The organism is Microbacterium sp. SCN 71-21, assembly GCF_001725695.1.
Lineage (GTDB): Bacteria > Actinomycetota > Actinomycetes > Actinomycetales > Microbacteriaceae > Microbacterium > Microbacterium ginsengisoli.
Genome location: NZ_MEGA01000026.1, coordinates 47,095 through 52,544 on the forward strand (window position 1 = coordinate 47,095; position 5,450 = coordinate 52,544).

5 protein-coding genes, 1 tRNA gene and 1 pseudogene are annotated in these 5,450 nt (G+C 68.7%); 5 read left to right on the forward strand and 2 right to left on the reverse strand.

Features of this window, described 5'->3' with window-relative positions:
* Positions 1-27: 27 nt before the first annotated feature.
* A tRNA-Leu gene (locus ABT08_RS05675) sits at positions 28-109 on the reverse strand.
* A 223-nt stretch (positions 110-332) separates the two neighbouring features.
* On the opposite strand from ABT08_RS05675, the gene ABT08_RS05680 reads away from it, so the two are divergent.
* The 5 genes from ABT08_RS05680 to ABT08_RS05700 all read left to right on the forward strand — a co-directional run bounded on the left by ABT08_RS05680 (position 333) and on the right by ABT08_RS05700 (position 4,328).
* Entirely contained in the window at positions 333-833 is a 501-nt protein-coding gene (locus ABT08_RS05680) for an ATPase, T2SS/T4P/T4SS family (protein WP_056207200.1), read from the forward strand.
* Positions 834-926: 93 nt separating this feature from the next.
* Positions 927-1,286 carry a Cd(II)/Pb(II)-sensing metalloregulatory transcriptional regulator CmtR gene (gene cmtR, locus ABT08_RS05685; RefSeq protein ID WP_056207198.1) on the forward strand — a complete coding sequence of 120 codons (360 nt, stop codon included), beginning with the start codon at positions 927-929 and terminating at the stop codon, positions 1,284-1,286.
* On the forward strand, positions 1,283-3,199 hold the full coding sequence (locus tag ABT08_RS05690) for a heavy metal translocating P-type ATPase (protein WP_056207196.1): 1,917 nt from the start codon (positions 1,283-1,285) through the stop codon (positions 3,197-3,199). The genes cmtR and ABT08_RS05690 overlap by 4 nt, the downstream gene beginning before the upstream one ends.
* A complete protein-coding gene (locus ABT08_RS05695; protein ID WP_056207194.1) occupies positions 3,199-3,807 on the forward strand; it encodes a cadmium resistance transporter in 609 nt (202 codons plus the stop codon). The genes ABT08_RS05690 and ABT08_RS05695 overlap by 1 nt, the downstream gene beginning before the upstream one ends.
* The gene (locus ABT08_RS05700; protein WP_288114217.1) at positions 3,804-4,328 is read left to right on the forward strand and encodes a signal peptidase II; all 525 of its coding nucleotides are present in this window, start codon (positions 3,804-3,806) and stop codon (positions 4,326-4,328) included. Before ABT08_RS05695 ends, ABT08_RS05700 begins: the two co-directional genes overlap by 4 nt.
* A 297-nt stretch (positions 4,329-4,625) precedes the next feature.
* Here ABT08_RS05700 and ABT08_RS05710 read toward each other — a convergent pair.
* Positions 4,626-5,450 (reverse strand): annotated as a pseudogene (locus ABT08_RS05710) (hypothetical protein); the annotation flags it as partial.

A 5,450-nucleotide genomic window follows, 5' to 3' on the forward strand; every position in this document is an offset into this window, starting at 1 on the left:
CCTGCCGACGACAACGGCCGCCGGTCGTGCGGAAGGTGGGACTTGAACCCACACGCCCTCAGGCACAGGAACCTAAATCCTGCGTGTCTGCCAATTTCACCACTCCCGCGAGTGCGATCAGTCTAGTGAGAGGCATCGTCGCGGAAGCGGCGATGGCCGACGGTTCCCGGCGGTCTCGCGGCTAGCCGTCACGGGTGTCGTTCGTGGCTGGCGCGATCGGGTGCGGGCTGGGTCCGCGATGCGGCACGCGTGCCTGCCTGGTCTCCTCCCCACGAGGGCGACTGTGGAGAGCGCTCCGCGCGCAGGCGGCGCTCGTTGCCAGGATGCGTCGCATGAACCCGCCTCCGATCGCGACGCCGCCCACCGGCCGCGCCGTCGTGGTCGAGCGGGTGCGTGAGCGGCTGCGCTCCGAGCGCACCGACGCGTCGCGGCATCCGGAGATCGTCGCCGACGTCGTGCGCGCCGAAGTGCGGCGCTTCAACGATCAGGCGCTCGCGCGCGGCGCGGCTCCGCTCGACGACGAGCACGCCGCGGTGCGTGCCGTGCTCGCCGCGGTGAGCGGATTCGGGGTGCTGCAGACCTATGTCGATGACCCGACGGTCGAGGAGATCTGGATCAACGCGCCCGACCGCGTCTTCATCGCGCGCGGAGGTCGCAGCGAGCGTGTCGCGCTGACGCTCACCGATGAGGGGGTGCGTGACCTCGTCGAGCGGATGCTGCACACCACCGGCCGCCGCGTCGACCTCAGTCAGCCGTTCGTCGACGCGTCGTTGCCCGACGGCAGCCGTCTGCACGTCGTGATCCCCGATACTGGTAGCGCCGATTGTTGTTGAGTCGCGAATTGACCAGATGTCGGCTGGCTTCCGGGTGGTGGCTGGCCACCGGCCGATCCGTGATTGATCAGCGCATACTGTATAGTTCAGTGCATGCTGACCATTGCTTCACGCCTCGATGTCATGAACCGGCTCGGCCGGGCCATGGCAGACCCGACGCGTTCCCGGATCCTGATGTCCCTGCTCGATGGCCCGAGTTACCCGGCTGTGCTCTCGCGCGAGCTGGAGCTGACGCGCTCGAACGTGTCGAACCATCTCACGTGCTTGCGTGACTGCGGGATCGTGGTCGGCGAACCGGAGGGTCGTCAGACCCGTTACGAGATCGCCGACCCGCACCTCGCCGCCGCGCTTGTCGCGTTGGTGGATGTCACCTTGGCTGTCGACGAGCACGCTCCGTGCGTGGACTCGGCGTGCACGGTGCCGGGGTGCTGCGGAGCGGGGGCTGACGCGTGAGCGCGGCGTGCGGCTGCGAGCATGAGCCTGCCGCCACGGCGGGCGAGGAACACGAGGAGGCCGAGCGGCCCTGGTGGAGGGACCGGAGGGTCATGGTGCCGGTGTTCTCCGGTGTCGCGTTCCTGGCCGGTCTGGTCTTTGAGTGGTCCGGCCTCGCGATCCCGGCGCTGGTGCTGTTCTGGATCGGTCTCCTGCTGGGTGCGTCGACGTTCACGCCCGGTGCGATCCGGAAGCTGTTCAAGGGCAAGCTCGGCATCGGACTCCTGATGACGATCAGCGCTGTCGGCGCGGTGATCCTCGGCTACGTGGAGGAAGCCGCAGCGCTGGCGTTCCTGTATTCGATTGCTGAGGCCCTGGAGGACAAGGCGATGGACAGGGCCCGCGGGGGTCTGCGGGCGTTGCTGAAGCTCGTTCCGGAGACCGCGACCGTGCTGCGCGACGGCGGGTCCGTGGAGGTGCAGGCGAAGGAGCTGACGGTCGGCCAGGTCATGGTCGTTCGTCCGGGCGAGCGGATCGCGACCGACGGGATCGTTCGTGCGGGGCGTTCCAGCCTGGACACGTCGGCGATCACCGGGGAATCGATCCCGGTCGAGGTCGGGCCCGGGGATGCGGTGTCGGCCGGCGCGATCAACAGCTCCGGCGCGCTGGAGGTCGAGACGACGGCGGCGGGCACAGACAACTCGCTCACGACCATCGTCGAGTTGGTGGAGCAGGCGCAGACGGAGAAGGGCGAGCGGGCGCGTCTCGCGGACCGGATCGCGCGCCCGCTGGTGCCGGGCGTGCTGATTCTCGCTGCGCTGGTTGCGCTGATCGGGTCGCTGCTGGGCGACCCGGAGGTGTGGATCACCCGCGCGCTCGTCGTGCTGGTCGCCGCCTCTCCCTGCGCGCTGGCGATCTCGGTGCCGCTGACGGTCGTGGCCGCGATCGGCGCGGCGAGCAAGTTCGGCGTGATCATCAAGTCGGGTGCGGTGTTCGAGCGGTTCGGTGCTGTCCGGCACGTCGCTGTCGACAAGACCGGCACCCTGACCCGCAACGAGCCGACGGTTACCGCCGTCCTTACCGCCGACGGCGTGACCGAGACGCAGGCGTTCGCCTGGGCGGCAGCGCTGGAACAGCACAGCACGCATCCTCTCGCTGCGGCGATCACCGCGGCAGCGCCGGGTGTTCCGGCGGCTGCCGGCGTGACCGAGCAGGCGGGGCACGGCATCGAAGGCACCGTCGACGGGGCGAGGATCATAGTCGGCAGCCCCCGCTGGCTTGACGCCGCTGGGCTCGGCGACCGGGTGGCGGTTCTCGAGGAGAAAGGGATGACTGTCGTGATCGTGCACCGTGACGGGGCACCTGTTGCCGCGATCGGCGTCCGTGACGAACTGCGACCAGAAGTCCCCGAAGTCGTCCGCACCCTCGCGGATCAGGGCATCGAGGTGACCATGCTCACCGGCGACAACGCCCGCACCGCTCGTGCACTGGCTGCGCAGGCCGGGATCAATGACGTGCGCGCGGAACTGCGTCCTGAGGACAAGGCGACCGCGATCGGCGAGCTGTCGAAGGCGGGATCGGTCGCGATGATCGGCGACGGCATCAACGACGCTCCGGCCCTCGCGGCCGCCGACATCGGCATCGCGATGGGCGCGACCGGCTCCGATGCCGCGATCGAGTCCGCCGACGTCGCCTTCACCGGCCACGACCTGCGCCTCATCCCGCGGGCGTTCGACCACGCCCGCCGGGGACGGCGGATCATCAACCAGAACATCATCCTGTCGCTGCTGATCATCACCGCGCTGCTCCCGCTCGCCCTGTTCGGGGTCCTGGGTCTCGCCGCCGTCGTCCTTGTCCACGAGATCGCCGAGGTCATCGTGATCCTCAACGGGCTGCGCGCCGCCCGCACCCGCACCCCACGGTTGGAGAGCTGATGCTCGCGACCATCGGCTCCGCGATCGGTCTGTTCGCGGCGACCAACATCGACGACATCGTCGTGCTCACCGTTCTCTTCCTCGCCTCCCGGCGCGGGAGCCCACGACCCTGGCAGATCGTCGCGGGCCAGTACCTCGGGTTCATCACCCTGGTCGTGATCAGCGTGGTCGCCGCCCTCGGCTTGACGATCGTCCCGGACGAATGGGTCGGGTTCCTCGGCCTGATCCCGCTCGGCATCGGCATCTGGACCCTCGTGCGCGGCCTGCGCCGCAACGGAGACGACGATGACGACGACCACAAGATCACTGCGGTCGGGCTGTGGGGCGTAGCGGGGATCACCATCGCCAACGGGGCGGACAACATCTCCCTCTACACGCCGATCTTCCGCACCAGCACCCCCGGCGACGTCGCGATCATGATCGTCGTGTTCCTGATCCTCGTCGCCGTCTGGTGCGCCGCTGGCCGACTGATCGGGACCCACAAGGCCGTCACGGAGACGCTCGAGCGCGTCGAGCACTGGCTCGTTCCCGTCGTCTTCATCGGCCTGGGCCTGTTCATCCTGATCGAATCCGGCGTCATTGTCCGCCTCTTCGAGGTCCTCGCATGACCCCGGACGCGAAAACTGACGTTGAGCGGGCGTCGGAAGAGCAGTCGCAGAGAGGGCGCTGGCGGCTCACGGCCTGGGCGCTGCTGATCGCCGTCCTCGTCGTCCTGGTCGACCAGGGGACGAAGGCGTGGGCCGAGGCCGCCTTGTCGGAGCACGAGCGGATCCCGTTGGTCGGCGACCTGCTGGGCCTGCAGCTCGCGTACAACCCCGGAGCGGCGTTCTCCTTCGGCGAGGGCTCCACCTGGGTGTTCGCTCTCATCGCCGTCGCGGCCACCGTCACTGCGATCGTATTCGCGTTCCGCGTCCGACGCCCTGGGTGGGCGATCGTCATCGGCGCGCTCGGCGGGGCCGCCGCCTCGCACGCCGGCGACAGGCTCTTCCGTGCCCTAGGATTCGCTCGGGGGCACGTCGTGGACTTCCTCGCCTATGGCAACTGGTTCATCGGGAACGTCGCCGACATCGTGATCGTCACCGCCGCGATCGCCGGAGCGCTGTTGATGATCCGCGGCACCGAGAACTGAGAGGACCTTCATGGAGATCACACTGCAGTACTTCGACGGCTGCCCGAACTGGGAGGTGCTCGATCACCGGCTTGCTCAGGTCGTACAGGGTCAGCAGCGCCGAGGACGCCGCCCGCCTCGGGTTTCACGGGTCTCCGACCGTCCTCGTCAACGGCGTGGACCCCTTCGCGGAGGAGGGTGCGCCGGTGGGGCTCGCCTGTCGAGTGTTCCGCACCCCTGCCGGGCTGGCAGGGTCACCGACCGTCGATCAGCTGCGCGAAGCGATTTCCGGCCCCGGCTCGGACGTGTGATGCTCGTTCAGGCGTGGGTGGAACGAAGCGCCGGGTAGTCGGACCATTCACCGCCGGCGAGACGCGACCATGATGCAGCGGACGCCGTCGTGATGCCGAGGAGATCCGAGACGATCCGGGGATGCAATTGCCGGGTGAGCTCGATGAGCGCTGTCGTGCGGGCGCTCCCGGCAAGCAAACCTTCGGTGCGAAGACGGCGGCTCAGCGGGCCCGGGGTGAGGTGACGGCCGGGGTTCCTGCCGGGGAACAGCCATCCTTCTGGGTGGTGCTGGGCAGCATCGACAAGTTCGACGATGGCGTCGCCGAGGATCTCGGGGAGCTCGATCGGCTCGGCTCCGACGGTGAGTGTTACGGGCTGCGAGCTCGTATTGACCTGTGTCCGTGTGATCGTGACGATGCGGGTCAGTTGTATTCCGTAGAGCAGCACGAGGAGACCTGCGGCCCGGGTCTTCGGGTCCAGGTCAGGATCGGACAGGAACCTGCGGGCCATCTGCCAGCGGTGGTCGGAGGCGTAGTCTCGCCCTTCGAGGCGGTGGGCTCGGAATTCGACCCGAAGGGTGCTCAGCCGGTGCTTTCGGAGCCAGCGAGTGAACGGTGCCAGCGCGTCGCGTTGGCTGGGCGAACCGGTCAGATAGGCGTCGAGCCGGCGCTGCGGGAACGTCGCCGGTGTCTCCTGTTGCGCCCGGATCTCTCCAAGGAGCGCGGCACAGTACTTCAGCGCGGCTCGTTGCCTCTGGAAGCCGGCGGCGGGGCTGGATTGGCTGCGGGTTCGAGTGGACCGGAGGAGCTCCCAGGTGCAGTAGCGGCGGAGGATCAGCCGGTCCTCGGGGTG

What these genes read in the sequence shown, in the direction of transcription:
- ABT08_RS05695 (WP_056207194.1), top strand. Translation starts at nt 3,199, where the DNA reads ATGCTCGCGACCATCGGCTCCGCGATCGGTCTGTTCGCGGCGACCAAC.
- ABT08_RS05700 (WP_288114217.1), top strand. Translation starts at nt 3,804, where the DNA reads ATGACCCCGGACGCGAAAACTGACGTTGAGCGGGCGTCGGAAGAGCAG.
- cmtR (WP_056207198.1), top strand. Translation starts at nt 927, where the DNA reads ATGCTGACCATTGCTTCACGCCTCGATGTCATGAACCGGCTCGGCCGG.
- ABT08_RS05680 (WP_056207200.1), top strand. Translation starts at nt 333, where the DNA reads ATGAACCCGCCTCCGATCGCGACGCCGCCCACCGGCCGCGCCGTCGTG.